The organism is Winogradskyella sp. 3972H.M.0a.05 (assembly GCF_040493455.1).
Taxonomy (GTDB): domain Bacteria; phylum Bacteroidota; class Bacteroidia; order Flavobacteriales; family Flavobacteriaceae; genus Microcosmobacter.
In genome coordinates, this window is record NZ_JANFDA010000004.1 from 266,829 (window position 1) to 291,914 (window position 25,086).

The following is a 25,086-nucleotide window of genomic DNA, read 5'->3' on the forward strand; positions in this document are numbered from 1 at the left end:
AATGAGCAATAAACTAAATCATAGTATGTCTTTAGCAAAACCAGATGCTCAAGACTTATCCATAAAACAAAAAGTTGCTGTTGGATTAGGCGTTACTGGCTTATTTATTCTTGCCTTAGCGTTATTCAACACAAACTTCCCAAACCAAGGCGTATTCTTAACTCTAGCACTTGGATTGATTATTGGCGGAACCATAATTTTTGCAAATGATGCTTACCTCACAAAATTAGAAGGCATCAAAAACGATGGTGTTTGGTTCAAATCAATATCTTCACGAGGGCTTCTAGGCTGGGTGACTGGTGTTATATTGACAGCATTCTACATAGTATTATACTTTTATCCTCATCTATTAGGTTTAGGAAAAGATGGCGCGGCAAATACTGGCTTAGTAAGCCTATTTGATCCCTTATCACAATTATTGAGTGGTCGTCCTGCAAGCCAGTGGTTTGTATATGGAACTTTATATACAGTAGCTATACTAGCATTTGGATATAAATTCATTCTGAAATATCGCCATAATCGCTATCAACAAATAAGAACTGGTTCTGTGATGTTCTTTCAATTAGGGTTTGCCTTTTTGATCCCAGAATTTATGTACCGCTTAAATTCTGGCTTACCTTATTACGATTTAAAGAATGTTTGGCCTTTGAATTATTACATTTTCGACGAGTGGTCCATAAAAGGCTTCTTGTCTAATGGTAATATTGGATTGGCTTTAATACTTTTTGGAATTGCTTCAATTTTTATAATCACACCCATTTTAACCTATAAGTTTGGTAAGCGCTGGTATTGTTCTTGGGTTTGTGGTTGTGGTGGATTAGCTGAAACTATTGGCGATCCATTCAGACAATTATCTTCAAAAAAACAATCGGCCTGGAAACTAGAACGATGGTTAATTCATACCGTGCTTGTATTCTCCGTTGTGATGACAGTAGCCATGGTCTACTCCTACTTGGGATATGATCATAATAACTTTTGGTTAACAAGAGAGTTATTCATCATTTTAGTCATCGCATTCTTAACATTGGTTTTTGCTGGTGTAATGATTTTCAAGCGTAAAGAACTTGGTAAAGATGCGCGCTATGGAGCAATCGGTTATTTTGTTGTGATTGCATTGCTTTTAATAATGCATTTTACAGAAACTACAAACGAGTTATTCTACATAAAAAGCGGGACTCTTAGATCTGCTTACGGATTCTACATTGGTTCTATTTTTTCTGGTGTTATCGGTACAGGTTTTTATCCAATACTTGGCAGTAGAGCCTGGTGTCGTTTTGGATGCCCGATGGCTGCGATATTAGGATTTCAGCAACGTCTGTTCTCTAAATTCAGAATAACAACCAATGGAGGTCAATGTATTTCCTGCGGAAATTGCTCTACCTATTGCGAAATGGGAATCGACGTAAGAGCTTATGCTCAAAAAGGTGAGAACATAGTACGCTCTAGTTGCGTAGGTTGCGGAATCTGTTCTGCTGTTTGCCCTAGAGGTGTTCTCAAATTAGAAAATGATTCCATGAAAGGTCGTATTAACCCAACCGACGTATTATTAGGCAACGATGTTGACCTAATGAATTTGGTAAATCAAAAATAATGAAGCAACTAACCCTATTACTATTCGCATTCTTATTATCCATTTCGGCCAATGCAGAAAAAATGTACCAAAAAGTTTATTATGACAATGGTACTATTAAAGCTGAAGGTTGGACAAACAACAACACTAAGCATGGCTATTGGAAATTTTATCATGAAAATGGTGTCTTAAAAGAAGAAGGGCATTTTAGAAATGGTAAGAAAATAAAGTATTGGTATTTTTACACCGAAAATGGTAAAAAGAAGAGTGAAGGTCATTATGTCGATGGCATAAAAAGTAAATGGTGGTTGTTCTATGATGATATGGAACAGGTAAACCATAAATGCCAATTAAAGAATAATCAGAAAAATGGCTATTGCCTTCGTTATAAAAACAAAAAAATAGTGAAAGCTGAAAAATACGAAGCAGGAAAAAAGGTTAACGAATGGACAGACTTCAGGTCATTCAAAAGAGATAATAAACTTTCAGATCTAAGATGACCTTGATTAAAGTCATTATTCCTGCTTATAATGAAGCAGACTCCATAGCAAAAGTTATTGATGAGATTCCGGATATTGTTGATGAAGTTATTGTTGTCAATAATAATTCTTCAGATAGCACAGTAGAAAATGCCCAAAATGCAGGTGCCACTGTACTTACTGAAAATAGTAGAGGCTACGGATATGCTTGCTTGAAAGGCATGGATTATATCGCTACGACTTCACAGAGCGACCCAAATAGAAAGCCAGACATAATCGTATTCCTTGATGGGGATTATAGCGATTACCCTGAAGAATTAACCAAAATAGTTGCTCCTATAATCAACAATGATATTGATTTTGTGGTTGGTGCTAGAGTAAAAGAGTTGAGAGAAGATGGTTCCATGACACCCCAACAAGTATTTGGTAATTGGTTAGCAACGTTCTTAATGAAGTTGTTTTTCAGGTCTCGATTTACTGATCTTGGTCCTTTTAGGGCGATTAAGTACGATAAACTTCTGGCACTTAACATGGTAGACAAGACCTACGGATGGACTGTAGAAATGCAGTTGAAAGCGCTAAAACAAAAGCTAAACTATGAAGAGATTCCTGTACGTTATAAAAACAGAATTGGTGTCTCAAAAGTTTCAGGAACCGTAAAAGGTAGTATCTTTGCAGGCGTGAAAATTCTAGGTTGGATTTTTAAATATAGTTTTAAATAAATGATCTGGCAGACAACAATAATAATCCTATATACAATAGCTATTGTGCTCATCTTCATGTATGCATTGGCACAACTCAACCTATTATTCAATTATCTATCTGCGCAAAAGCGAAAAAAAGATAGCCCAAAATTCGACCTTACAAATTCAGATGAAGTTCCTTTTGTAACAATTCAGCTACCTGTTTTTAACGAACTCTATGTAATGGAGCGTCTTTTGGATAATATTGCTGAAATAGAGTACCCAAAGGACAAACTGGAGATTCAGGTTTTAGATGATTCAACAGATGAGACTGTAACAACTACTGCTGCTCATATAGAAAAGCTTCAAAAAACAGGATTAGACATACAGCATATCACAAGAACTAATCGTGAAGGTTTTAAAGCTGGTGCATTAAAAGAAGGCTTAGAAATTGCTAAAGGTGAATTTATCGCCATCTTCGATGCTGATTTCCTTCCGAAAAAAGATTGGTTACTGCGTACGATTCCTTTCTTTAAAGACGAGGAAATAGGTGTCGTTCAAACTCGTTGGGGGCACATTAATAGAAACTATTCTTTACTTACGAAGATTCAGGCATTTGCCCTAGATGCTCACTTTACTCTAGAGCAAGTAGGTCGTAATAGTAAAGGACATTTTATTAATTTCAACGGTACTGCTGGTATATGGCGAAAAGAGTGCATTATTGATGCTGGGAACTGGGAAGGTGATACTCTAACAGAAGATTTAGATCTTAGTTATAGAGCACAGCTCAAAAACTGGAAGTTCAAATATCTTGAAGATGTGGAGACTCCTGCGGAACTGCCTGTAGTAATTAGCGCTGCTCGATCACAACAATTTAGGTGGAATAAAGGTGGTGCTGAGAACTTCAGAAAAATGCTTTGGCGTATTCTAAAGTCTAAGAATATTTCTCCTAAGACTAAAATTCATGGCTTACTGCATCTACTAAATAGCTCCATGTTCTTGAGCGTCTTTATTGTGGCAGTTTTGAGTATCCCGATGCTATACATCAAGAATGAATATGCGCATTTGAGATACTACTTCTACATTATGAGTTTCTTCGTGGTGAGTACTGTTATTTTCTTTGTATGCTATTGGTTTATGTATAAGCGGATATATGGTGATGGCTTCAAAAACTTCTTTGGCTACATAGGCATGTTTTTTACTTTCTTCTCAATAGCTATGGGCTTTTCATTGCACAACTCAATTGCAGTTCTTGAAGGCCATATTGGGAAACGAAGTGAGTTTGTGCGTACACCAAAATTCAATATTAAGTCTTTAAAAGATTCTTGGAAAGGCAATAAATATTTGAGAAAGAAACTATCCTTGAATGTAATTGTTGAAGGTGCGTTGATGTTCTATTTTGCCTTTGGACTTTATAGTGCTTTTATTGTTGGTGATCAAGGGGGAGATTTCGGATTGTTCCCATTTCACTTAATGCTCTTCTTAGGTTTTGGATATGTCTTCTTTAAATCCCTAAGCTCTAAGGTTTAATTTAAACACTTGCATTCATAGACAGTAATGTAGCTGTCCAGATAATTATTGAAGATAGTGTGATTCCTATGGTATTTGCTATAAAAGCTTTTTTCTTTTCTATATTGAAGAGATACGATGCAATGCTTCCTGCATAGACTCCGGTTCCTGGTAAAGGAATCATTACAAAAACAATTAATCCCCAGAATCCATATTTTTTGATCTTATCTCCAGAACCATTTTTTGCTCTTTTGGCAACCCAAAGCGCACTTTTCTTATAGAATCGCCATTTTAGAAAATGCGTATTCACATAATCTAAAAAGAACATCATAATAGGAAAGACTAGAATATTAGCCGCAAGACACAGCACAAACACTATATATATATTCGCTCCACTTAGCATTCCGTAAGGAATACCAACTTTTGCCTCACCAAATGGTGAGAGACTCCACAATACCGCTACGAAAATGTCTTGTATCAAAGTAGGTTAACATTAAAGGAAAGGCAAAGATAAGCTATAAGTCATCTTGCATCAAGATTTTATAAGAAAAATAACATCTTATTTTCCAGTTATTTTTGAGTTGTTGGTAAGACTTAGAATTAATTACGACTTTAAAGTATATTTGTTTGCAATGACACTAAATCCAACCTTTCTAAAACTCATTAAAGCTCCTGCTCTACTGGCAATTATTAGTTTTGTTCTGTATTGGGTTATGGCTTATGATTTGGAGCGCACAAATACTCTAAAATTACTGAGTATTTATACTACGGTTTTTTTACTTTTTTATCTACTCATACAGTATACAAAACATAATCTAAAACTACTCACTTGGCTAGCATTTGGGTTTAGGGCTATTTTTATTTTAGCTATACCAAACTTATCTCAGGATTTCTATAGATTTATTTGGGATGGGCGTATGATTTTGGAAGGGTTCAACCCATATCTATACACTCCTGAATCATTTATTACAAGCAATCAATTTCCTGTTGCACAAGCTCAAGAACTTTACAATGGTATGGGCGAACTTAATGGGAGTCATTTCACCAATTATCCTCCTTTAAATCAGTTGTGCTTTGCAATAGCTGCATTGTTTGCTAGTAAAAGCATACTATATTCTGCAACGGTAATGCGATTAATAATAATCGCTGCCGACTTTGGGACACTATATTTTGGAAAAAAACTACTAAAAAAACTGAACCTCTCAGAGCACAATATATTCTGGTATATCCTTAATCCTTTTATTATCATTGAGCTTACAGGCAATCTGCATTTTGAAGGTGTCATGATCTTCTTTTTGATATGGAGTTTATACCTATTGCATTCTGGTAAGTGGAAATGGGCAGCGGTAATCTTAGCATGTTCCATCTCCGTGAAGTTGATTCCGTTAATGTTCTTACCACTATTTTATCAGTGGTTTGTAAAAAACGATTCTTCTTTAAAATCAGGAATAGTAAGGCTATTAAGTTTTTATTCGATTGTAGGGGGTTCAATCTTAATTCTGTTTCTGCCTTTCTTCGATACTCAATTCATTTCAAACTATAGCAAAACGGTTGGACTTTGGTTTAATAATTTTGAATTCAATGCAAGCATATACTATCTGGCTAGAGAAATTGGGTATTTATTCAGAGGCTATAATGAGATTGCCGTGATTGGAAAAATACTTCCTGTTATTGTTATTCTGTATATATTGATTGTAACATTCTTTAGAAAAAACAAAAGCACTAGACAGTTAATCTCTGCAATGCTTTTCACCATAAGTATTTATCTTTTTTTCAGTACTACTGTGCACCCTTGGTACATTGCCATGCCATTGGTTTTAGCTGTTTTCACGAATTATAAGTTTCCGATACTATGGAGTCTTGCGGTTGTATTGAGCTACCTTGCTTACACTAATAAAGATAATACTGAAAACCTTTGGGTTATAGCCATAGAGTATTGTATCGTATATGCATATTTTATTTACGAAGTACGTTTTAAAAAAAGCGGACTAGCAACTAACCAGCTGCAGGGCTAATTCCAGGATCTTGTTGTACAATTGGCACATCACTTGGCAATTGCTCATTCTCCTCTTCATCGTAATTCCTCATTGTTGCTTGTAATTTGGTACTCACTTTTACCAAATATTTAGTGTCATCGGTAGATACCTCTACCGCTTCGATAAGATCATTCTTAGCATTTCTAAATGAAATGATGTGATCATCATCGTAACCATCTGGATAACGTTCTACAAGCAATGTCAAGATCTCAGGAGTAAGCTTTTTATAGTCAACAATAACTCTCCTCTTGTTATCTTTCATATTAATAGTAGGTTGTCTTAATACTACTCTAATATACGACCTAATCTTTTACAAATGCAAAAAACTCGATGTTATGAATGTGTAAAGATTTACAGTGTGTTTGTAGGTTTTATATTAAGTCTTGAGTTAAAAAACGTTCAATAAAAAAGAATCCGTAATCTTATAGTAACATTAAACGATTAAAATTTAGTATTTTTGAACTATCTATTAATCAATCCATTATGGCCAACTATCGAAGTTCAGCAAACCGAAATATTATAATTTCTGCTGCGGTGGTTTTATTGACAATTGCTGCTTTAATGATACTCTAATTAGAGCATTTTTAATGTATTAATTTCCTGTAAAGTAAGATGCTTCCAATGCCCTCTTGGTAAGTCCTTTTTTGTGAGGTGAGCAATTGCTACACAATCAATTTTAGATATCCCGTAATTAAAATGCTCAAAAATAGTTCTGATAATAGAGTTCCCTGTGTTCTTTATTTTCAGACCAATTTCTTTCTTACTAGCACCTTCTACATAGCTAATTTCTTCAACCGAAATTTCTTTTCCTTGAATTTTGAAGCCATCCTTAATAGCTTTAAGGTCTTCGTATTTCAAATTTTTATCCAATTCAATATGAAATAATCGAGCTACACCATTCTTAGAATTGGTGAATTTTTTCACAACCTCATCATCATTAGTGAATAATAATAGTCCTAAAGAGTTTCTACCCAAACGCCCAATTGGCTTTATGTTAGCATTGGTTGCATTAGCAACTAAATCCATAACGGTTCTGCCCTTGCTTTCACTAGTAGTCGTTGCAAACCCTTTTGGTTTATTCAACAATACATAGGTCTTTTTTTCTGGAGAGATACGCTGTCCATCGAAACGAACTTCGTCGTTGAGCTTAACGCGATAGCCCATTTCTGTAACGACTTTACCATTAACAGTGACTAAGCCAATCGCTATATTCTCATCAGCTTCCCTTCTAGAACAGATACCAGAATTTGCAATGTATTTGTTTAGACGTATAGCGTCTGGATTAGAATCTTGCTTTGCTGTACTTTTCTTTTGAGATGTACTCCCTTTTGAAAAACGCCCTTTAGAACTGCTAAATTTCCCTTTACCTCTATTACCTTGTTGACGACTCATAATCAGCCTCTTTTACTTTTGGCTGCAAAGGTATGACAATCCTCGTCAAAAACTACTCTAATTCTACAGTTGTTTGTCGTTCTGTATTTACGGTAAGTTTAGTTACATCTGGTCTGGAGTAATGGCCTACAGGGTCAAAATTTTGACGTTCTTCTAGCACACGATTAAAATCTAATGTTGCTGTTATTAAACCTTCTTCATGCAATACTGGTTCAATCACCCATTCGCCATCTGGTCCTGCGATACAACTTCCTCCATTGGCAAGTATATCTGGTGCTTTTTCTAAGATACGGTCTATATGAGGTGTTGTCTCAGGAAAATCAGTTTTTTGCATTAAGCTTGATACGGAAAGTACATAAGAGCGAGACTCTCTAGCTATAAAACGTGTAATATCTTTTGTATTATGATCGCTTCCTGGCCAAACTGCGATATGCAAATTTTCACCTTGACCATACAAAGCAGTTCTTGGCAAAGGCATCCAATTCTCCCAACAGTTAAGTCCTCCAACTGAAAATTGTTTTAATGGATGCACTTGTAATCCATGCCCATCGCCTGGAGCCCAAGTAAGACGCTCATCATAAGTTGGTTGCAGTTTTCTGTGAACAGATTTTATCTCTCCTTGCTCATTTATGTAAACCAATGAAGCATAAATACTATGTCCACCTCTATCTAAGGGACGCTCTATGATTCCTAAGTATACTGCTATTTTGTGTTTTTTAGCTAATGCACACACACTATCTAAATCGCCTTTCTCAATAGTTACAGAGTTAGATACATAATGCGCATGTATTTCTTTGTTTACGTCTTTATTCCATTCGGCTCCACCTGTTAAAGCCAGCCAAAAAGGATATCCTGGCATTAAGCCTTCTCCAAAAACAATCAATTCTGCTTTAGCTTCGGAAGCTTTTACAATAGAGTCTTCGACTTTTTTTAGTGTAGCATCTTTATCTAACCAAACTGGTGAAATTTGTGCTAGTGCAACTGTGAGTAAGTTATTCATCTTAAATTCTGTTTAAAACCACATCTACATCCAATAATACTATAGAGAAAACTCCTGCGACGATAATAAACTTCAAAATATTATGTAACCATACATAATGTGTCTTCTCTTTTGATTTCCATAGCAATAGTAGAAAAATCAGTAGTAACATTACACTCAAATAAAAGTAATAATGCATATGTCCTATTTTGAAATCATTCACCAGTAGATAAACAGGAATAGTAGTAAGTCCTACTAAAACCGTTAGCATTACTTTAGACATTCGCTCTCCATAGACAACTGGAATGGTTCGATAACCCAATGCCATGTCCCCTGATATGTTTTCTAAATCTTTTGTCAATTCTCTAATTGATATCAATAAAAACAGGAATACAGCATGTACAAAAATTACTGTTTCGAAATTTTTGTAGTACATAAAAATGGCAAAGAATGGTAAAATCGTTAGTACCGCTGAAGTCAAGTTACCAACAATTGGAAGTTTCTTCAGCTTATGCGAATAGAACCATATTCCAAAGATATATACCGAAAAAAACAAAACGGCATTAAACGATACATAGCTTGCACAGATTACTGCCAAGAAATTGAGCACAAAATAAAATGATAGCTTAGTATTCTGACTCACCAAACGGTCTAGCATTGATTTTTGTGGTCTATTGATTAGGTCTTTCTCTGAATCGTAAAAATTATTGATGATATATCCTCCTGCAATCGATGCTGCTGAGGCCAGAACTAGCATGAGTAAGTTGATATCAAAAAGAACTTTTCCCAACGGTTTATTATGTGCCAGTATGAATATTGAAGTTAAATACTGAGCAAGAATAATGATGAGAATATTATATCCTCGTACGACAGAAAACATACTGAAAAACTTAAGCAGGATATGTTTTTGTCTTCTGGTTAGCATAATAAAAGGGTGAGATTCTGAATTGAGTTCAGAATGTGCTCTTATTTAGAAGTTGTAAACCACCTCTAATTTATAATCTGAAAGTGATTTTTGAGCCTTATCAAAATCTTGAGTAAATCCTAAGATATAACCTCCTCCTCCAGAGCCACAGAGTTTTAAATAATACTCATTGGTTTCAATACCTTTCTTCCAAAGTTCATGAAACTGTTTTGGAATCATTGGTTTAAAGTGATTGAGTACTACTTTAGATAACTGTTTTGTATTTCTGAACAGGGATTTAATATCGCCTTTTAGGAAATCGTCTACACAAGCATCTGTATGTTTAATAAATTGATCTTTGAGCATACTACGGAAACCTTCTTGCTTCATGTTTTCCATAAAAATGCGAACCATTGGTGCAGTTTCTCCTATGATACCACTATCTAATAAAAACACAGCGCCTTTTCCATTGGTTTGCTGTGATGGAATTCCTGTAGCTTCAATATTATCCTTAGAATTGATAAGAATTGGTATGCTTAAGTAACTATTTAAAGGATCTAAGCCCGAAGACTTACCGTGGAAGAATGATTCCATTTCAGAAAAAATAGTTTTAAGCTTCAACAATTTTTCTCGGGTAAGATTCTCTAAAACAGTGATTTTATCTTTTGCGTATTTATCGTAAATCGCTGCAACTAAAGCACCACTACTCCCAACACCATAGCCTTGCGGTATAGAAGAATCGAAATACATTCCTGCTTCCACATCACGTTCAAGTGTTTCAAAATCGAATGCTACAACTTCTGACTCAATCGTTTTGAGATGCTCTACAAATAACTTTAAACCGTTATTAGAAGCTCTACCTTCATCTGAATTATCGTCATTCATCTTTAAAGCACCATTATAAAAACTATAAGGAATCGATAATCCTTTAGAGTCTTTAATGATACCATACTCACCGAAGAGTAGAATTTTTGAATAAAAAAGTGGTCCTTTCATTGTTTCAAGTTTTCAATTGAAAATGGACAATTGATAATTAGTTTTGTTTAGCTGCCTTTACTATACTTATCAAAAGTTTTAATAACTCTTTAATATCAGATTGAATACTAAGATATTTATTCTTTTTCAAATAATTCGTTTCGTTTAGCAAATCTAACCAATATTCTGTTTCATTAGCCTCTTTTAAAGCAATTGATAACTTATGAATAAAGTCTGCTTTACTTTCAGCTTGTTCTGATTCTCTTATATTAGCGCCTATCGACGTACCTGAACGCAACAATTGCTTAGACATTATAAATTCTCTTTTTTCTTCAGTTAGGAATTGATATAATTTTACAATTCTAACAGAAAACCGAAAACTCTTGTTTTTAACAATGTTATCCTTCTTCATTTTCCATTATCAATTCTACATTGTCAACTTTTTTGCGCCAAAACCAATTCTATCGCAAAGATAATGACCATTTTGGCAAAACGCAACTAACTCGTTATTAATGAATTCGTAGACTTTTTCTACCTCATTTTCAGGATAAAGCACATGCACATTTGCTCCTGCATCTAGGGTAAAACATACATGAGACCCAGTGTCTTGTCTATACTTCCAAATTCTATTGATAATCTCCAAAGTGTTTGGCTTCATCAAAATAAAATATGGCAAACTTGTCATCATCATGGCATGAAGCGTTAAGGCTTCGCTCTCTACAATTTCAATAAATGTTTTTAAATCTCCTTCTTTAAATACGTCTATGAGTTGCGAAAGGTTGTCGTGTGCTTGTTTAAAACGAGTTTCAGCAAACGGATGATTATGCATTAAATTATGCCCAACACTACTGCTTACCTGCTTTTCGCCTTTATCGACTAGTAAAATTGTATCGTGGTAATTCTTAAAATTCTCATGGACTTCATAAGGGTATTTTATTCCAAATAAATCTGAACTCCCTTCAATCGCTTTATGACTTCCCCAAACAATTAAATCACCTTCAATACTTCTGCATGCGCTACCAGAACCTAGTCGCGCCAAGAATGATGCCTTTTGGTAAAAATAATGTTCTTGAGATCCTTCGATTACACTTCGACTCCGCTCAGTGTCCAAAGTTTGGTCTGATGTCAGATTTACTTCAACACTCATAAGGCATAAAGCCAAAGCACTCATCCCTGAAGCAGAGGATGCAATCCCAGAGCTATGCGGAAAGGTATTAGACGTTTCAATTATGAAATGATAATCCTTCAAAAAAGGCATATATCGATAAATGCGCTCAAAAAAGGTTTCAATCTTTGGCTTAAAAGCTTCATTCTTTTTACCTTCAAAAAACACATCTATAGAAAAAGACTCTCCAGGATTCTCTAATTTCTCATACCGAAGTGTCGTTGTTGTTTTACAAGCATCTAACGTAAAACTCACTGATGGATTGGCAGGAATCTGATTGTCTTTTTTTCCCCAATATTTGACTAAGGCTATGTTGCTTGGTGAAGACCATGAATGGCTGCCACTGTCTATTTTAGAATATCGTTCAAGGACAAAATTTGTTTCTGTCATGTAGTGTTTAAATATTAGCAAAAATAGTCAAAATCCTATCGTTTCAATTCTCTTCCGAGGACATTTCTATGAGCTTCACCATGGTATTATAATTTCTGGTTGTGCCTGTCGTGTTTAGCTTTCGTTCAAAATAATTCATATTGAACTTAGCCTTGGCATAACCTTTCTCACAGTAGTAGTAAATACAGTCGTCTATGATTGTGTATTCTTCATTCTCATAAATCTTTTGTGACGCTTCAGCTATCATGTCTTCACTTGGCGAAGAATGTAAGATTGTAAAGTAGCTGCTTTTCTTTTTTTCTTCTGAAAATGGGCAATTATCAAAAATGCGCTTAAGATCGTTTCTGGTTTTTATCATTACAAAAACTTCAAAGCCAAAATGTTTCGCTATCGCTTTTTGAATACTATCCTCAATGGCTTCGTTACTCTTTTCTGAAGATTTCAAAACTACATTCCCACTTTGGATATAGGTTCTTACATCTTTGAAACCAACTTTAGCCAAAAGCTCTCTAAGTTCAGCCATTGGCACTTTTCTGTGCCCTCCGACATTAATCCCTTTTAGTAATGCTATATATGTGTTCATGATTTATTTTGAAATTGCTTGAGCTGCGATAAATGCTCCTGTCCATGCATTCTGAAAGTTGAATCCTCCAGTGACTGCATCGACATTCAACACTTCGCCTGCAAAATACAGATTCTTATGAAGTTTGCTTTCAAAGGTTTTAAAGTTTACTTCTTTCAAGTTTATTCCTCCGGCTGTAACAAACTCTTCTTTGAAGGTACTTTTTCCATGCACTTTGAATACTGCTTTTGTAAGCTGATTAGCGAGTGCTTCAGTTTCGGCTTTATTAATATCTGCCCATTTTTTGTCTGCTTCTATGCTTGAAGCCATTACAAGCTTTTGCCACAAACGTTTTGGCAAATCAAATTGAGAAGTTCCAAATACTGTTTTCTTTGGATTTATCTGTTTTAAAGATTTCAATTCCTCTAAACAGTCTTCATGTGATGATTTAATGAAATTAACTTCAATGTCGAAGTTATAATTTCGTTCAGCTAACTCAATAGCACCAAATGCTGAAAGCTTTAGAATTACTGGCGCACTCATACCAACATGCGTTATTAGCAAAGGACCTTCGGATGTTAAGCTCGTTCCAATAACGTTTACCTCAACACCTTTGGCTACGACGCCTGGAATATCCTTAATACGTTCATCATTGATATCGAAAGTGAATAATGATGGCACAGGAGAAACGATAGAATGTCCTATTTGCTCCATGAGTTTCCAAATTTTGGTATTACTTCCTGTAGCCACTAAGAGTTTTTCACAAGAAAAATCACCTTGATTGGTTGACAATTGCCATATATCTTCATCTTTTTGAATCGTTTTTACAGTATGTCCTTTCAAAACTTCAACATTATGCTTTTCGACCTCATTAAGAAAACAATCAATAATGGTTTGGGATGAATCTGTAACCGGAAACATACGGCCATCATCTTCGATTTTTAGAGACACCCCTCTACTTTCAAACCATTCGATAGTATCGCCAGTCATGAATGTATGAAAAGGACCCAATAGTTCTTTCTCTCCTCTAGGGTAATGTTGTACTAATTCTGAAGGTATAAATTCTGCATGTGTTACGTTACATCGACCTCCTCCAGAAACCTTAACTTTAGTCAATACAGCATTGCCACGTTCAAGAATAGCAATGGACAAATCTGGTCTTTGCTGTGCAATATTTATAGCAGCAAAAAAGCCTGCAGCACCACCTCCAACTATGATGACATTATAGTGTTTCAAATTTTATCTAATTATTAGGAGTCTCTTCATTTCTACTGCGTAAATTTACCATAATAAATTTCTACTACTAGTGACAAGATACGTTTTACTTCTGTTCGTTTTAATTACTGGGTGTGATACTGGAAATCTGAAAGTCATCATGGATATTCCTATGGAATTAAACGAAGTTTCTGGCTTGGCTTATGATGAAGAACGACAACTATTCTGGATGATTAATGATAGTGGCAATAAGCCTATTTTGTACGGCTTAGACGAACATGGAAGCATCTTGAAAACAATAAAAATAAAAGCCAAAAACAGAGATTGGGAAGACTTAACGATGGATACCATTGGCAACGTTTACATTGGTAATTTTGGCAATAATGATAACGACAGTAAGGGGTTATCAATTCTGAAAGTCTCAAAGGATTCAATTGATGCAAATCTAGAATCCATTAAACCTGAAAAAATTTCATTCAGTTATCCTGAGCAGAAAAAATTTCCGCCTAAGAAAAGTAAACGTCATTTCGATTGTGAATCTTTCTTCTTTTATAGAGACAGTTTATATCTGTTCACAAAAAGCAGAGCTCCTAAAGAGCGAGGAAAGACGAACTTGTATCGATTACCAACTACTGCTGGAGAATACAAAGCGGAGTACTTGAGCACTTTCAATACTTGCGAAGATAGTGGCTGCTGGGTTACTTCGGCAGATATTAATAACAACGGTAACAAAATGGTACTGCTTACCGAAAACAACTCTTATATTTTTACAGATTTTAAAAACACCAAATTCTTTGAAGGGACTTATAAAAAGTTCGATTTTGACTATAGTTCACAAAAAGAAAGTGTCGTCTTTAAAAACGATAGCACACTCTATATTGCTGATGAATACCTTGGTGTCGAAGGTGGTAACTTATATGAGTTCCAACTAAAATAAAGAAATACTATTGACAAATTTCTCCCAGAAGCCATAGATAATCTTCTCTTCGTTTTACGAAGTCTTTATCCGAAATATCTATGATTTTTACGTTGAGCTCGGTCTGTTCCTTTAAGAATTCCAGATAACCTGCATTAATCTTGTCGAGGTAAGAATCTTCGATATGTTTCTCGTAACTGCGACCTCGTTTCTTTATATTCTCTTGAAGGCGTTCTGTGTTTTGATATAAATACACGTACAACTCTGGCTTAGCAATGTCTTTATAGACTTGATAGAATAGCTTTCTATACAATCTGAACTCATCTTCTGGTAAAGTGATTTTTGAAAATATCAATGATTTAAAGACATCATAATCACTAACGATAAACTCCTTGAATAAATCGAACTGAGCTAAGTCATCACTAATCTGTTGATATCGATCTGCCAAAAACGACATCTCTAAAGTGAAGGCATAACGCTCTGGTTCTTTATAGAACTTGGGCAAAAAAGGATTATCGGCAAATCGTTCTAGAATCAACTTGGCATTAAAATCGTTTGATATTTTGGTTGCCAGACTGGTTTTTCCTGCTCCAATATTTCCTTCAATAGCAATGTAATTGTATTTGGAAAAATCGTACTGTTTGCTTGGATTCTTCAACCAAATATTCTGTGCTTCTAAATCGGTATCTACTTCACATTCTGAAAGCAATTCACTTACAGATTTACCAAACACGGAATGTTCTACTCTTGCTGCAATATCGTTGAGCGGCTGTAATACGAATACGCGCTTGTGCGCTTCTGGATGTGGAACAATTAATGATTTTGTATCGATAATATCATCATTGTAAAAGATGATGTCCAGGTCTATTACTCTAGATTGATATCCTTCGTCCTTAGTTCGTTCCCTACCTAAATCTACCTCAATGGAAAGTAAATCTTTCATGAGTTTTTTAGGCTTAATATGCGTTTCAACACCTATACAAATGTTTAGAAAATCATCGCCTTCAAACCCAAATGCTTCAGACTTATAGACTTTAGAGATACTCTTTATAGTCCCAACATGGTTATGAATAGCATCTAAGGCATCTTGCAAGTTCTTAAACTTGTTTCCTTTGTTTGTACCGAGGGCAATATAAACATGGTTAGGTGTCTCCATAAGCAAAGGCAAAATAATGAAAACAAATTTTAATCCTTTATATTTACAAGAGCGAATTATTCACAATTTTAGATGACCGAAAAAGACAAGCTATTAGCGCAACGTATCTATTTGTTTCTGGGTGCTTTGTTTATTACCTCATTGGTAGTTTCTAATCTTATATTTCAGAAATTTTTCTACTGGTATCCTTTCGACGCTAAAGTGTTTGATACTAAATTGTTCGAAATTTCGGTTGGTATTCTACCTTACCCAATTACGTTTTTGATTACTGACCTTATTAGTGAGATTTATGGTAAAAAGCGTGCTAACGATATTGTGGTTGCTGGGATTTTTGCTTCGTTTTTCTCAATGATTATCGTCTACGTTGCTAATGCTGCTCCTGCGACAGCTTGGTCGCCTGTGAATAATGATTTATTTTCTACTGTTTTTGGAGCTACTGCTATTGCTGTGTTTGCTAGTATGATGGCGTACTTATTAGCACAGTTTATTGACATACAGATTTACCATTTCTGGAAACGACTAACCAAAGGAAAGCACTTATGGTTGCGCAATAATTTTTCAACATTTTTATCTCAATTTGTAGATACGTTTACAGTACTTTTCTTGCTATGTTCTTTTGGAAAAATTGAATGGAACCTATTCACAGGCTTGCTTATTGCAGGGTTTTTATTCAAGGTATTAATCGCTGTTGTAGATACACCATTCTTGTATCTGGGTGTACATTTGTTCCGAAAGCGATTCAAATTAGGAATCAATGAGGAGATAAAACTCTTATAAATTTATCCTAAACTTTACCTGTAGTACAACTTTTCGTACGATTTTTGCGTATATATTCTCAAATCTACTATTCATGAAAAAGGTTTTTAAAGTTATAGGTATCCTATTACTTATCATTATTGCTTTATTGGCTGCTACGCCTTTAGTGCTAGAATCCAAAATTGATGAGATCGTACAAGCTTATGCAGATGAAAACATCAATGCCAAAGTTGAGTTTGAAGACATTAATCTTAGTCTTTTAAAAAGCTTTCCAAAAGCTAGCGTCACTGTAGACAATTTAAAAATTACGAATTACGAACCTTTTCAAGGAGATACACTTGTTACTGCAACATCAATTAATCTGGAAATGCCAATTGGTGAGCTTTTAAAGTCCGAATCCGATGGACCTTTAGTAGTCAATGAAATTGCGCTCGATGGCGCTGTAGTAAATTTGAAAACCAACAAAGATGGCATCACAAACTATGATATTCTTAAATCTGATGCTTCAGACAAAGAATCTTCAGAAGCTTCAAACAGTGGTGGTTTTGCTTTCGATATTGAAGATTATTCCATAAGCAATAGTGCATTTTCGCTAAGTGATGAGACTAGTGGAAATACGATTCAAGTTACAGACCTTAACCATTCGGGTAAAGGGATATTTTCTGGAACAACTTCAGAATTAGATACTGATACCGAAGCCAAGATGACTCTTATAGTTGATAATACAGCTTACCTCAAAAACACAGCTATACAACTGGATGCTTTAATTGATTTAGATTTAGAACAAAACAAATATACCTTCAAGGAAAACAAAGGGTTTATTAATCAGTTGCCTTTAGAGTTTAATGGCTATGTAAAACTGCTAGAAGATGCTCAAGAAATCGATATTACTTTTGAAAATCCTGAGTCTTCTTTTAAAGATTTTCTCGCAGTAATCCCAGAAGCTTATTCTAAAGATCTCGACGATGTACAAACCTCAGGAGACTTCAAAGTAAAAGGTCTCATAAAAGGTATAGCTTCAGATGCAACCATTCCAAATCTAGATATCAATGTTGTCTCTAATAATGCGTCGTTTAAATATCCTGATTTGCCAAAACAAGTGGAAAACATTTTGATCAATGCTTCAATAAAAAACGATAATGGTAAGGCTGATGACACCTACGTCAACATCGATAAACTCAACTTTAAGATCGACGATGATGTCTTCAAATCTTCTGCGACTTTAAGACAACTCACCAGTAACATGCTTGTCAATGCCAATGTGGATGGCACACTAAATCTGGCTAATATTTCCAAAGCATATCCTGTTGAATTAGAAAATGAATTGAGTGGTATCCTCAAAGGAAAACTCAATACGTCTTTTGACATGAATGCCATTGAAACCAATGCTTACAAGCGCATTAAAAATACTGGTAATGTAAGCATCACTGATTTTGTGTTTTCATCTGAAGACATTGTGAATCCTATTTCTATATCAAAAGCTGATATCGCTTTTAAACCTACTAAAGTCTCACTAGAAAGTTTTGACGCTACTACGGGAACGTCTGATTTAAAAGCTACGGGTAGTATTGATAATTTGCTTGGTTTCTTATTGAGTGATAAAAACCTAAAAGGTAATTTTAATGTGAATTCGGATCAGTTCGTGGTAAGTGATTTTATGGTTGAAGATGAATCGGTTTCAGAAGACAATAAAACAACTTCGGATAGTGAATCCCTTAAAATCCCTGACTTTTTAGATTGTAGTATTAATGCTAATGCCAAGACGGTAGTGTATGATAACTTGAAGCTGAACAATGTTAAGGGGCAACTCATCATCAAAGACCAAAAAGCGGATTTAAAAAATATGACTTCAGATATTTTTGATGGGAAGCTGGCTATTGCTGGTAATGTTTCCACAAAAGAGGCAACACCAACCTTCAATATGAATCTTGGTGTCGATAAATTTGATATTGCAAAATCTTTTAAAGGCTTAGAGTTATTACAAAATCTGGCTCCGATTGCTAAATCCTTACAAGGAAAGTTGAACACTACGATTAATCTGAAGGGAAAATTAGACGAAACCTTTTCGCCAAATCTCACTACTGTTTCCGGAAATGCTTTGGCAGAAGTATTAACCTCAACCATAAATCCATTACAAGGTGACGTGCTGGAAAAACTTGGAGGTGCTTTAAACTTTATAGATTTTAAGAAACTAGACTTAAAGGACTTGAAAACCAAACTAGAATTTAAGGATGGTCAGGTTAGTGTAAAACCTTTCAAGCTAAAGTATGATGATATTGATATTGAGATTTCGGGCTCTCATGGTTTCGACAAAAGCATGAATTATAGTGCAGTATTTCAAGTACCTGCTAAGTACTTGGGTAATGATGTTAATGGGTTATTATCACAGATTAATGATGATTCCCTAAAAGAACTTACTGTTCCTGTAACAGCAACAATAGGTGGTAGTTTTGCTCAACCTACTGTATCGACAGACCTTACTTCGGCTGTTTCTGCCCTTGGTGAACAACTTGTAGAAATTCAGAAGCAAAAACTTTTAAACCAAGGTAAAGACAAACTCAACGACTTGCTTGGAGGTGCACTTGGCACTGAAAAAGAGACAGATTCAACCAAAACTGACACTGGTAATGTTGTAAAAGATGTTCTTGGTGGTTTACTTGGCGGAAAGAAGAAAAAGACAAAAAAAGATTCGGTGAATAATTAAATAATTGAAGTGTTATAAGCTAGTCTCACTTTTTAGTTGTTTCTTTGTCCCATATTTTAGTTGAACTGTTGTTCAGACTTTTCGGTTTTTAAAGCCATAACTTCTGTACCTTGTATTTAACTAATCCCTTACAATATTTAATAATTTAAAACCAACTGATAGTAAGGGTCAGTTAAACAATTACATCTATGATCATTATTAATGTAAAAGAAGGCGAAAGCATTGAAAGAGCTCTAAAACGTTACAAACGTAAGCACAGAAACGTGCAGACGATGAACAATATTAGAGAGAGAAAGCAGTTCACCAAAAAATCTGTAAAGCGTAGACGCGAAATACAAAAAGCGGCTTACATCCAAAAGCTTAGAGACCAAGAAAATATTTAATATTCTTTAACACCTCTTTTGTAAGCAATTGTAGTTCTCCACTACAAAATGCTTATGATTGTCATCTACTTACTTGTTGGAATTTTTGCAGCTATCATAGGTGCCTTACCTCTTGGTGCATCTAATGTTGCTGTTATCAATACAACTATAAAGCAAAACGCCAAGCAAGCTTTCAAAATTGCCATTGCCGCTGGTATTGCTGAAGTCATTCTATCTTATTATGCGTTGCATTGCAATATGGTAGTTCGCGATTTTTTTAATGAAAATCTTTGGATACAGATTGTTATTGCTATAGTACTTTTCGGAATTGGTTTATTCTTGTTCTTTAATAAAAAGTTGACTAAACCAAAATCAAATAAAACATTAAAAATCACCAAATCAAAGTATGCTACAGGTTTTGTATTGGGATTACTCAATCCACCAGTTTTAATTTATTGGGTGATTGCTTATGGGATTATTAATAACAATGACCTTATGTTGTCTCTACAGTCTTCGCTTTCAGTCTTATTCCTGTTTTTCTTTGGTGTCTATGTCGGAAAGCTTCTAACGCTTTTCTTCTACAGTCGTTTTAGTACTGTCATTAAAAACAAAGTTCAGAACATTAATCTCATCGTTAACAAACTAACAGGTGTCTTATTTGTAATTATTGCTTTAGTGCAAGCTGTGAAGTTGTATTATGTATAGACTAAAAAAACAGTAATCTTTAATTAAAGGTCACTGTTTGGATATTCTTTGATGCAAATTATTAAGCCCTACCTGTTTAATTTCCATACATTTTATTATACTTTTCTTTGTCATAGAAATCTATCTCATCTATTATCATTTTATGGAATTCTTCGTCATCTTCCATTACTGTTCCATTTAAGAAAATGCCCCTGAATTCACCAATACAAAGAGTATCAATGTTTCCATCTTTATAATTTATAAGCATGAACACTCTACTATCTACAGTCAGATCTTGATTAGAAATAATTAGTCTTTTTATTTGATAATCAAAATTCTTTAAGAACTTTTTGTTGTGCAAAGTCTTTTTTCTGATATTCTCCCCTTCTTCAAACAAATAATCAACACAGAAAGATGGATAAGGAGTTGAAATTCCAGGATTTCTATAATAAACTTTTATTGAATTAATATTATTAGAATCGCAGGATAAAATTATTGTTGCCAACAACATTAATACGCTTGACCTCATAAAATTCATATGTTGCATGTTCTTCTTATTAACTCAATAATGCCGATTGGCAATCCATTCATTCAATGGTTTGAGTTTATCTAATCGATTACATTACTACGATTAAATGTTTGGTTTATTGTAATTTTTAAGAAGAAACAAATAATTAGAAAATGTAAGGAAGTATTTAAAAATATCCTTAGATATATTTTCATTCAACTTTTATAAAGGACTTAAATCACAGTAATACTCACCACCAGACCTTCATTAGCTCTGATGTTAAATACAGTATCATCTTCAAAAATGAAGTATTGCCCTTTTACACCAACTAATTTCCCTGTGTAGCTTTGCTCCTTTTTAATATTCAAGGACTTAGGTTTTTCAGGATACTTAGAGACCGGGAATTCGAGATGGGTCTCTGTACTGTTATCTATAAAGTAGTTTTTAACTTCTTCGGGAATAAAATCTTTTAATTTTTGTTGCCATTCCGCAAGGTCTGCATCTTCAATCTCATTCTTAAGCATTTTTCGCCAGTTAGTCTTATCACTGACTTGGTCTTTAAGAGCAACTTCAGTAATTCCGGCCAAGTAACGATTTGGTACTTCAACAATTTCTATGGCTTCGTGAGCGCCTTGATCTATCCAACGTGTAGGTACTTGGGTCTTTCTGGTTACACCAACCTTAACATTACTCGAGTTAGCTAAATACACAATATGCGGCTGCAATTGCACCTCTTTTTCATAAGCCAAATCCCGATCTTCTTTACCAAGGTGTGCGGTACTCAACTCTGGTCGCATAATCCACTCACCTGCTTGTGGCGCATCAAAAAAACAACTCTTACAAAATCCTTGTCTGTAAATTTCCTTATTCAGTCCACAACTCAAGCATTGATAACCAACAAACTCCATAGTAATGGTTTTATTGAGTAATTGATTAACATTGATAAAGTCATTTTCAAAAACAAGATAATACTGAATTGGTTCTAAGAATTCGGTTTGCATTTTAGTGAGAACACCTTGATACTTCATAAAGATTTTTATTATTTTAGGCGTTATAAAGATAGCTAATCCATGCCAATTCCTTTAGTAAATTCTATTGCTTCTTGGTTTTTGAAAAAACGGTTTCATCAAATCGAATTGTTTTTGAAATATCCTAACGAAGTACAGGAAGAATTACTCTTCAATTTGCTTGACACTGCCAAAGAAACAGAGTTGGGGAAGCTATACGATTTTGAATCAATCTCTAGTTATGAGGCCTTCAAAAATCGAATTCCGGTGTCATCCTATGAAGATATTCAGCATCTTATTGAGCGCTCAAGAAAAGGAGAACATAATATCTTTTGGCCAACGCCTATAAAATGGTTTGCTAAATCAAGCGGAACTACAAATGCAAAGAGCAAGTTCATTCCTGTTAGCGTCGAATCTTTGGAAGATTGTCATTATGCAGCTAGTAAGGATCTCCTTTGTATGTACCTAAACAACAATGAGGATTCGCAATTGTTTACAGGCAAAAGTTTACGCTTAGGCGGAAGCAAGGAACTATATATGGAGAATGGTACTGTGTTTGGAGACCTTTCGGCAATTCTCATAGACAATATGCCATTTTGGGCAGAATTCTCTAGTACACCAAGTAGTAAAGTCTCTTTGATGAGTGATTGGGAATATAAGATGCAAGCTATTGTAGACGAAACTATAAATGAAAATGTGACGAGTCTGGCTGGTGTACCATCATGGATGCTGGTGCTTCTGAACAATGTTCTTGAGCATACGAACAAGAATAGTCTTTTTGAAATATGGCCAAATCTTGAAGTTTATTTTCACGGCGGTGTAAGCTTTACACCATACATGGATCAATACAAAGCTATACTTCCGAAGCAAGATTTTAAATATTATGAAATCTATAATGCTTCTGAAGGCTTTTTCGCTATACAAGATCAAAATAACTCAAGTGAATTATTATTGATGTTGGATTATGGAATCTTCTATGAATTTATTCCGATGGATACCTATGGCACTAAGAATGAAAAAGTAATCCCTCTTAGTGATGTTGAAGTTGGTAAAAACTATGCGGTTATCATTACGACTAATGCTGGTTTGCTTCGTTATAAGATTGGAGATACCATACGTTTTACCTCAACCAAACCTTATAGAATTAAAGTTACAGGTCGTACAAAGCATCATATCAATGTGTTTGGTGAAGAGCTTATTATCGAAAATGCTGAAGATGCGTTAAAGACAGTATGCAAATCCACTAAGGCTGAAATTATCGATTTTACTGCTGCCCCAATTTTTATGGAAGGTAAATCTAAAGGCGCTCATGAGTGGCTAATTGAGTTTAAAACACCTCCTGAAAACCAAGAACAGTTCAATGACCTTTTCGATAAAACGCTTCAATCCTTAAACTCCGATTATGAAGCAAAACGCTACAACAATATGACTTTGAATAAACCTAAAGTTAATGTTGCGCGGCAAGATCTATTCTATGATTGGCTAAAGATTAATGACAAGCTTGGTGGACAGCACAAGGTACCAAGATTGTCGAATACCAGAGACTATTTAAACGAGCTTCTTGCATTGAATGGAGCTCCAGTTCATCGATAAAAGTTTACAAATTCTATTTTTCGTCGGATTTTTCTTATCTTCGTCTAGAAAAGTTTACGAAAAAGTGATGTTATATTAACTCTTCTGTAACTTTAAGGAAAAATAATTAGATAATTAATCCAAACCCCTCGGATCATGAAAACTTACCTCCAAGTCCTCGTTGGTGGTGCTTTATCGGTTATGGTTACACTCTCAAGTTTGTCACCAGACCACACACTACCCCTCAACAATTCAAACGATTTTGATAAATACAATGAAAGTGGATTAGACTTTACATTGAATCATGCTAAAGTGAATACCAAGTATTCCGATTTTGGTTCAGCAGTATTTAAGAATAAACTCATCATTGTGTCTTCAAAAAAAATAGGTGCAATCGGTAATGGTATAAATAAGCTTACCAATGAACCTTATACAGATTTGTTTTGTTTAGATTTTGACAAAAAAGGATCTGTTTCCTATCCTCTATTATTTTCAAGAATATTGAATACTAAAAATAATGAAGGATCGGTGTCATTCTCGCCAGATGAATCGACAATATATTATACTCGAAGCAGTAGAAAGACACCACATATATATCAACTCTACAAAGCCGAATTAGAGGCAAATTCTCATGGCAACTGGATAAATCATGTTCAGCTGACGAAAAACAACAGTTATTCTGTAGAGAATCCATTTGTAAGTAGAGATGGAAAGAAACTGTACTTCTCTTCGAATAGAAAAGATGGTTATGGTGGTTATGACTTATATGTTGCCGACATAAATAAAAAAGGGACTATCGGAACTCCAAAAAATTTAGGCCCGCTAATCAATTCTGAAGGTGACGAAAAGTATCCTCACTATTCGTTAGATGGTAAATATTTATTTTTTGCTTCTAATGGACACGACGGTTTAGGCGGCTTTGACATCTTTGTGAGTAAACCAGTATTTGGCATTTACAAATCACCAAGAAACCTAGGACAAACTGTGAACTCTGATAGTGATGAATTAGCATTTATGTTTATGGACAATAATAAAGGTGTATTCTCTTCTAATAAAGCAGATGGATTAGGAAGTTATGATCTTTATGAGTTTGACGCCAAGCCTATTTACAGAGATCTTGAAGGTGTTGTTCTGAATGAGAATGATGCTCCGTTATCTAATACAACCCTGATACTACTTGACGAAGAAGGTAATGAAATAGCAAGACAGAAAACAGATAAAACTGCTAGCTATAAATTCAAAGTAAGAGCATTTGAAAGCTATATTATTAAAGCTGTAAAGCAAGGTTATGCAGATAAAGAACTGAAGTTAGCTATTAATGATTCACAACGTTTAGTGTTTAGTGAAAACCTAAAATTAGCTAGCGCTGATGATAGTGCGGTAGTTAAAAAATAACCTGCGTTTTATCGTTAAAAAAAGTAGCGCGAGTTCTTACAACGAAAATAAACTCTACTTAGTCTAAAAAGGGAATTAGTAGTTTTTATCTTACACAGTAAATACTATATTTACAAAGCAAACAAACAAAACATTGTTGCGCAATATTACATTAATCAATCCAGCAT

At 34.7% G+C, this 25,086-nt stretch carries 25 protein-coding genes; 12 read left to right on the top strand and 13 right to left on the bottom strand.

The window, feature by feature from the left end; translation table 11 throughout:
• Position 1: 1 nt before the first annotated feature.
• From NCE97_RS10305 to NCE97_RS10320, 4 genes are read left to right on the top strand one after another with little or no spacing between them, the layout of a single operon-like run.
• The gene (locus NCE97_RS10305) at positions 2-1,591 is read left to right on the top strand and encodes a 4Fe-4S binding protein (protein ID WP_353779059.1); all 1,590 of its coding nucleotides are present in this window, start codon (positions 2-4) and stop codon (positions 1,589-1,591) included.
• The gene (locus NCE97_RS10310) at positions 1,591-2,070 is read left to right on the top strand and encodes a toxin-antitoxin system YwqK family antitoxin (RefSeq protein ID WP_353779061.1); all 480 of its coding nucleotides are present in this window, start codon (positions 1,591-1,593) and stop codon (positions 2,068-2,070) included. The genes NCE97_RS10305 and NCE97_RS10310 overlap by 1 nt, the downstream gene beginning before the upstream one ends.
• On the top strand, positions 2,067-2,771 hold the full coding sequence (locus NCE97_RS10315; RefSeq protein ID WP_353779062.1) for a glycosyltransferase family 2 protein: 705 nt from the start codon (positions 2,067-2,069) through the stop codon (positions 2,769-2,771). Before NCE97_RS10310 ends, NCE97_RS10315 begins: the two co-directional genes overlap by 4 nt.
• Positions 2,772-4,262, top strand: coding sequence for a cellulose synthase family protein (locus NCE97_RS10320; protein WP_353779063.1), 1,491 nt, complete (start codon positions 2,772-2,774; stop codon positions 4,260-4,262). It abuts the gene before it with no gap.
• A 1-nt stretch (position 4,263) separates the two neighbouring features.
• Here NCE97_RS10320 and NCE97_RS10325 read toward each other — a convergent pair whose 3' ends face one another.
• Positions 4,264-4,722 (bottom strand): COG2426 family protein, encoded by a 459-nt coding sequence (locus NCE97_RS10325; RefSeq protein ID WP_353779065.1) that lies wholly within the window; start codon positions 4,720-4,722, stop codon positions 4,264-4,266.
• A 151-nt stretch (positions 4,723-4,873) separates the two neighbouring features.
• Between NCE97_RS10325 and NCE97_RS10330 the strand changes: the two genes are divergently transcribed.
• A complete protein-coding gene (locus NCE97_RS10330) occupies positions 4,874-6,256 on the top strand; it encodes an MptA/MptB family glycosyltransferase (RefSeq protein WP_353779220.1) in 1,383 nt (460 codons plus the stop codon).
• Here NCE97_RS10330 and NCE97_RS10335 read toward each other — a convergent pair.
• The 9 genes from NCE97_RS10335 to NCE97_RS10375 all read right to left on the bottom strand — a co-directional run bounded on the left by NCE97_RS10335 (position 6,237) and on the right by NCE97_RS10375 (position 13,880).
• Positions 6,237-6,539, bottom strand: a complete 303-nt coding sequence (locus tag NCE97_RS10335; RefSeq protein WP_353779066.1) for a hypothetical protein — start codon at positions 6,537-6,539, stop codon at positions 6,237-6,239. The genes NCE97_RS10330 and NCE97_RS10335 overlap by 20 nt on opposite strands.
• Before the next feature lie 311 nt (positions 6,540-6,850).
• Positions 6,851-7,669, bottom strand: coding sequence for a pseudouridine synthase (locus NCE97_RS10340; protein WP_353779068.1), 819 nt, complete (start codon positions 7,667-7,669; stop codon positions 6,851-6,853).
• A 52-nt stretch (positions 7,670-7,721) separates the two neighbouring features.
• Positions 7,722-8,669, bottom strand: a complete 948-nt coding sequence (locus NCE97_RS10345; protein WP_353779069.1) for a carbon-nitrogen hydrolase family protein — start codon at positions 8,667-8,669, stop codon at positions 7,722-7,724.
• A 1-nt stretch (position 8,670) separates the two neighbouring features.
• Positions 8,671-9,573 carry a geranylgeranylglycerol-phosphate geranylgeranyltransferase gene (locus NCE97_RS10350; RefSeq protein ID WP_353779070.1) on the bottom strand — a complete coding sequence of 301 codons (903 nt, stop codon included), beginning with the start codon at positions 9,571-9,573 and terminating at the stop codon, positions 8,671-8,673.
• A 45-nt stretch (positions 9,574-9,618) separates the two neighbouring features.
• A complete protein-coding gene (locus NCE97_RS10355; RefSeq protein ID WP_353779071.1) occupies positions 9,619-10,548 on the bottom strand; it encodes a mevalonate kinase family protein in 930 nt (309 codons plus the stop codon).
• Positions 10,549-10,585: 37 nt separating this feature from the next.
• A complete protein-coding gene (locus tag NCE97_RS10360) occupies positions 10,586-10,939 on the bottom strand; it encodes a four helix bundle protein (protein ID WP_353779073.1) in 354 nt (117 codons plus the stop codon).
• Positions 10,940-10,954: 15 nt separating this feature from the next.
• On the bottom strand, positions 10,955-12,082 hold the full coding sequence (locus NCE97_RS10365; RefSeq protein WP_353779075.1) for a diphosphomevalonate decarboxylase: 1,128 nt from the start codon (positions 12,080-12,082) through the stop codon (positions 10,955-10,957).
• Between the two features lie 43 nt (positions 12,083-12,125).
• On the bottom strand, positions 12,126-12,665 hold the full coding sequence (locus tag NCE97_RS10370; RefSeq protein WP_353779077.1) for a DUF1697 domain-containing protein: 540 nt from the start codon (positions 12,663-12,665) through the stop codon (positions 12,126-12,128).
• 3 nt (positions 12,666-12,668) lie between these two features.
• The gene (locus NCE97_RS10375; RefSeq protein WP_353779078.1) at positions 12,669-13,880 is read right to left on the bottom strand and encodes a BaiN/RdsA family NAD(P)/FAD-dependent oxidoreductase; all 1,212 of its coding nucleotides are present in this window, start codon (positions 13,878-13,880) and stop codon (positions 12,669-12,671) included.
• A gap of 70 nt (positions 13,881-13,950) precedes the next feature.
• Here NCE97_RS10375 and NCE97_RS10380 point away from each other — a divergent pair, with 70 nt between their 5' ends.
• A complete protein-coding gene (locus NCE97_RS10380) occupies positions 13,951-14,796 on the top strand; it encodes an SdiA-regulated domain-containing protein (RefSeq protein ID WP_353779079.1) in 846 nt (281 codons plus the stop codon).
• Positions 14,797-14,803: 7 nt separating this feature from the next.
• On the opposite strand, the gene folK is transcribed toward NCE97_RS10380, so the two are convergent.
• A complete protein-coding gene (gene folK / locus NCE97_RS10385) occupies positions 14,804-15,931 on the bottom strand; it encodes a 2-amino-4-hydroxy-6-hydroxymethyldihydropteridine diphosphokinase (RefSeq protein ID WP_353779080.1) in 1,128 nt (375 codons plus the stop codon).
• 72 nt (positions 15,932-16,003) lie between these two features.
• Between folK and NCE97_RS10390 the strand changes: the two genes are divergently transcribed.
• From NCE97_RS10390 to NCE97_RS10405, 4 genes are all read left to right on the top strand, one after another.
• Positions 16,004-16,708, top strand: coding sequence for a queuosine precursor transporter (locus NCE97_RS10390; RefSeq protein WP_353779081.1), 705 nt, complete (start codon positions 16,004-16,006; stop codon positions 16,706-16,708).
• Positions 16,709-16,781: 73 nt separating this feature from the next.
• Positions 16,782-19,391: an AsmA-like C-terminal region-containing protein gene (locus tag NCE97_RS10395; protein WP_353779083.1), complete on the top strand. Its 2,610-nt coding sequence runs from the start codon at positions 16,782-16,784 to the stop codon at positions 19,389-19,391.
• A gap of 188 nt (positions 19,392-19,579) precedes the next feature.
• Complete coding sequence (gene rpsU / locus NCE97_RS10400; RefSeq protein WP_353779084.1) at positions 19,580-19,774, top strand: 30S ribosomal protein S21; 195 nt, start codon at positions 19,580-19,582, stop codon at positions 19,772-19,774.
• 54 nt (positions 19,775-19,828) lie between these two features.
• Complete coding sequence (locus NCE97_RS10405) at positions 19,829-20,458, top strand: LysE family transporter (RefSeq protein ID WP_353779085.1); 630 nt, start codon at positions 19,829-19,831, stop codon at positions 20,456-20,458.
• A 76-nt stretch (positions 20,459-20,534) separates the two neighbouring features.
• On the opposite strand, the gene NCE97_RS10410 is transcribed toward NCE97_RS10405, so the two are convergent.
• A complete protein-coding gene (locus NCE97_RS10410) occupies positions 20,535-20,942 on the bottom strand; it encodes a hypothetical protein (protein ID WP_353779086.1) in 408 nt (135 codons plus the stop codon).
• Positions 20,943-21,178: 236 nt separating this feature from the next.
• Positions 21,179-21,973 carry a DUF2797 domain-containing protein gene (locus tag NCE97_RS10415; RefSeq protein ID WP_353779087.1) on the bottom strand — a complete coding sequence of 265 codons (795 nt, stop codon included), beginning with the start codon at positions 21,971-21,973 and terminating at the stop codon, positions 21,179-21,181.
• A 42-nt stretch (positions 21,974-22,015) separates the two neighbouring features.
• On the opposite strand from NCE97_RS10415, the gene NCE97_RS10420 reads away from it, so the two are divergent.
• Together NCE97_RS10420 and NCE97_RS10425 are read left to right on the top strand one after the other, a co-directional pair.
• The gene (locus tag NCE97_RS10420) at positions 22,016-23,545 is read left to right on the top strand and encodes a GH3 auxin-responsive promoter family protein (protein WP_353779089.1); all 1,530 of its coding nucleotides are present in this window, start codon (positions 22,016-22,018) and stop codon (positions 23,543-23,545) included.
• Positions 23,546-23,680: 135 nt separating this feature from the next.
• Positions 23,681-24,919, top strand: a complete 1,239-nt coding sequence (locus NCE97_RS10425; RefSeq protein ID WP_353779091.1) for a TolB family protein — start codon at positions 23,681-23,683, stop codon at positions 24,917-24,919.
• Positions 24,920-25,086: the final 167 nt, after the last annotated feature.